At 47.0% G+C, this 3,699-nt stretch carries 3 protein-coding genes; 2 read left to right on the top strand and 1 reads right to left on the bottom strand.

Going from position 1 to position 3,699, the window contains the following annotated elements:
- The first annotated feature begins 111 nt into the window (after positions 1-111).
- Together ACFQ0V_RS11810 and ACFQ0V_RS11805 are read left to right on the top strand one after the other, a co-directional pair.
- Positions 112-741, top strand: coding sequence for an S-layer homology domain-containing protein (locus ACFQ0V_RS11810; protein WP_381013812.1), 630 nt, complete (start codon positions 112-114; stop codon positions 739-741).
- A gap of 17 nt (positions 742-758) precedes the next feature.
- Positions 759-3,242, top strand: a complete 2,484-nt coding sequence (locus ACFQ0V_RS11805; protein ID WP_381013809.1) for a phosphodiester glycosidase family protein — start codon at positions 759-761, stop codon at positions 3,240-3,242.
- A 123-nt stretch (positions 3,243-3,365) separates the two neighbouring features.
- Here the strand turns inward: ACFQ0V_RS11805 and ACFQ0V_RS11800 are convergent.
- Positions 3,366-3,699: RNA-guided endonuclease InsQ/TnpB family protein (locus ACFQ0V_RS11800; protein WP_381013808.1), on the bottom strand; the 334-nt coding region annotated here is incomplete at its 5' end.

Raw genomic sequence — 3,699 nt, 5'->3', positions numbered from 1 at the left:
GTAATTTGGTAGACGCAAGCCCCCACTTCAAACAGACCGCAAGGTCGTTAAGTGGCGGGTTGTTGACAATGCGTTATAATGAAAGAATACGAATCGAAAGGAGAATGCAGCATGAAAGTTTGGCTTAGTTCGTTACTTGTCGTTGGGAGTTTGACTATGGCGCCTCTGTCGGCACAAGCGTTCACAGATGTGAATGCGCGCTATCAAGAGGCGGTTGATTATATGGTATCAGAAGGTTATACGAATGGAATTAATGCGACCCAGTTCGGAGTCGATGCGCCGATGAAGCGTTTAGATGCGGCAGTTATTTTAGCGAAAGTGTTAGGGGCGGAAAGTAAGGCAGCTTCTGTGCCGTTCACCGATGTTCCTGCCGATCGAGCGTGGGCGGTAAAAGCGTTAGTCGATGCGGGTGTGACACAAGGGAAGACGTCGACACGATTCGGTTCGAACGATGCGATAACGCGTGCAGAAATGACACGTTTGTTGCGCATTACGTTCAATGTAGCGGAAATCGATCGACCGATTCCGTTTACCGATGTCAGTCCACGTTTTGTGAAAGATGTGTCTGCTCTATACGAATTGAACGTAGCAGCAGGGAAGACGTCGACACGATTCGGAGCGGAAGATACGTTGAAGCGTGGGGAATTTGCGTTGTTTTTGCATAAGTTAGTACAAGTGGATGAAGATTTTGAGGAAGGCGAAGATTGGACGGGTGCGCCAGAGGTTGAAAGTATTACATGATGAAGGAGCGGTTCGGATTGAAGCGGATTTGGAAAGTTTTCGTAGTCGTTTGTTTATGGACAGTCGTTTTAGCAGCGCAACCTGTCGGGGCACAAAATTTGTCGAACGGTGTGTATTATGAAAAGAAAAATGTAGACGGGCGTCACATTGAAGAGATGTCGATCAATTTAGATAAGCCGTATACGACGGTCGACATGTTAATGCCGAGTCCGATCAATTCATTGCATACGGTCAGTTCGTTAGCGAAAAGTTCAACGCGTGAACAATATCACGTCGTCGGCGCGATGAATGCGTCGTTTTTCCATTTTAATAATGGATTACCTGGTTATTTATTAGTGAAGGACGGTAAAATTGCGCATTTAGGTTCAGTGTCGTCGAATCGTAATGACTTCATGCATACACCGGCAGCATTCGGTGTGAAAGCGAATGGTGAAGCTCAAATTGCACCGTATGAGTTAACGCCAACGATTCATTATAAAGGTCAATCGTATGCGATGAAAAATTACAATAAAGAACGCAGTGACAACAATAGCGTATTGTATACGTCAAGTTGGGCATATACGCATACACGTACGAACCAATTCGGAATTGAAGTCGTCGTGTCAACACCACGTTCTGTCGAACAAAATGTCGTTTTAGGAGAGCGTGTGAAAGGGCAAATTACAGGCATTCGTCCGTACGGTCAAAAGACGAGTGCGGCGATTCCAACGAACGGACGAGGTTTCGTCATTTCTGTTCACGGTACGGAAATCCCTCAATTCGTGCGAGCGATGCAGAAAGGGGAGGAAGTGGAGTTATCATATACGGTCGATGAACGTTGGCAAGATGCGAACTTCATGTTGGCATCAGGCCCGCTCCTCGTTCAAAACGGTCGCCCGCATTTAACGATCGATACGACGAGCGATCGAGCGAAACAAGTGACAGACCGTTCAGCAGTCGGTGTAACGGCAGATGGTAAGCGCGTCATGTTCGTTACGGTCGGTCGTCAAAATGGTGGAAAAGGGATGTCACTCCCACAGTTTGCGAACTATTTATCGAAGCTCGGTTTAGCGCAAGCGATCAACTTAGATGGTGGCGGTTCAACAACGATGGTACACCGTCCTGTCGGGAACAAATATCCTGACAAGTCGAGTCGTCCAGGAAGTGAAAGACGTGTACACGCAGCACTTGCGGCAGTGAGTACTGCTCCTTATGGAGAACCGAAGTACGCGAAGCTCGAACAAGCGCAACAAGGAGCGGTGGCGGTCGATTCATCTGTCGGGTATCGTGCTTCTGCGATGATGGATGAGTATTTGAACGTCTTACCACAACAAGCGGCGACAGCGACACCGATTGAAGTGCGTGGCGGTGTCGGAGAAATTCGCGACAATCAATTCGTCGCAACGAAAGCTGGAAAAGGCTCAGTCGTTGTAGAATATGGCGGTGTACGTCAAGAAGTACCAGTGGAAGTCGTCAATCCGACAGCTTTGAAGTTTTCAGCAAATGAGTTGACGTTAGCACCAGGCAAAACAGCAGCGTTAACGGCAGACTTTACGATGCCGAGCGGGAAACCTGTCATCGTGAACAATGCGACCATTGAGATGAATGTTCCGGCTGAACTCGGTACGTGGGAAAACGGTCGCTTCACAGCAGCAGCGACTGAAGGTGTCGGAGAAATTACAGCGAAGTTCGGTACAGTGCAAAAGAAATTGAAAGTAACGGTTACGAACACACCACAATTAGTCGGTTCATTTGAGTCGACGAGTGGCTTAGTATTTAGAGCGGCGAATGCGACAGGAAAGTTAACGGCGAACACGAAACAACATGCGTATGATCGCCAAGGCTCTGTCCAACTCGATTATCAGTTTACGAAAAATGACACGACGTCTGCTGCGTATATCGATTGGCAGTCAGGCTATCCGATGCAAGGGAATTTTGAAGCGATCGGTGTAGCGATTTACGGAAACGGCGGTAATCATTGGGTGCGCGGTCAAGTGAAAGATGCGAATGGCAAAACACATTCAATCGACTTCACTGAGCCGAAAGGATTGAATTGGCACGGTTGGAAGCGTGTGACGGCGACATTGCCAAGTACGATTGCGCAACCTGCCGTATTAGAGTCGATTTACGTCGTCGAAACAGACGGAGCGAATAAGAAGAACGGTTCGGTCCGCTTCGATGAGCTCATCTTATATCCGAGTGCGTCAGAAAAGTTGTCACGCACGTGGAGTTCGAGCGCAATAACGATGACAGTACCGGAAAATAAAGTATTTAACGTCCGCTTCACGCAACCGATGGATATGGCAACATTGACGGATGCGAAGTATACGTATATCGAGAATCGAGAAGGGGTGCGCTACCCTGTTCGTTTAACGAAGCAAGACGATCGAACAGTCGGTGTCCAAGCGACGACCGCTTTACCAGCAGGAGAATATTCTCTCGTCATTACAGCGGCTGTTACGAATGCGAAAGGGAAACCGATGAAAGACGACCACGTCTTATATTTCAAAGTGAATTCGTGAACTACCCGCCACTTAGTTAACCTTCCGGTCTACTTGAAGTGGGGGCTTCTCGACTTGTCGTTGCTTTTACTAGCCAACGAAAATTGACCGAGCTAACCCTCGTGTTCCACAAGTTTTTGTTACTTATGATAACGCTAATAAGCGAATGCCTTCATTTTTGATATTGATTGCTGAATTGTAGTCACGATCTGCCACATAACCGCATGAACAACGGTAAGTGCGTTCAGATAATTTCATTGGTTTTTCTGCACCACAACAAGAGCATTTTTTAGTAGAAGGAAACCATTTATCGATTTTCACAAGCTGTTTTCCTTGTTCTTTTAGCTTGTACGATAAGAATGTAGTGAACATTCCCCAACCGTTGTCGTGAACGCTTTTACCAAAGTGAAGGGCTTGAGACATTCCTTTCATGTCTAAGTCCTCAATTACAACAGCATCATAGGTTGACACTAATTCT

The sequence above is a fragment of the Savagea faecisuis genome (assembly GCF_042675605.1).
In the GTDB taxonomy this organism is placed as follows: Bacteria; Bacillota; Bacilli; order Bacillales_A; family Planococcaceae; genus Savagea; species Savagea faecisuis.
The sequence above is the reverse complement of the archived record's forward strand: the minus strand, read 5'-3'. Positions and strand labels throughout refer to the sequence as shown.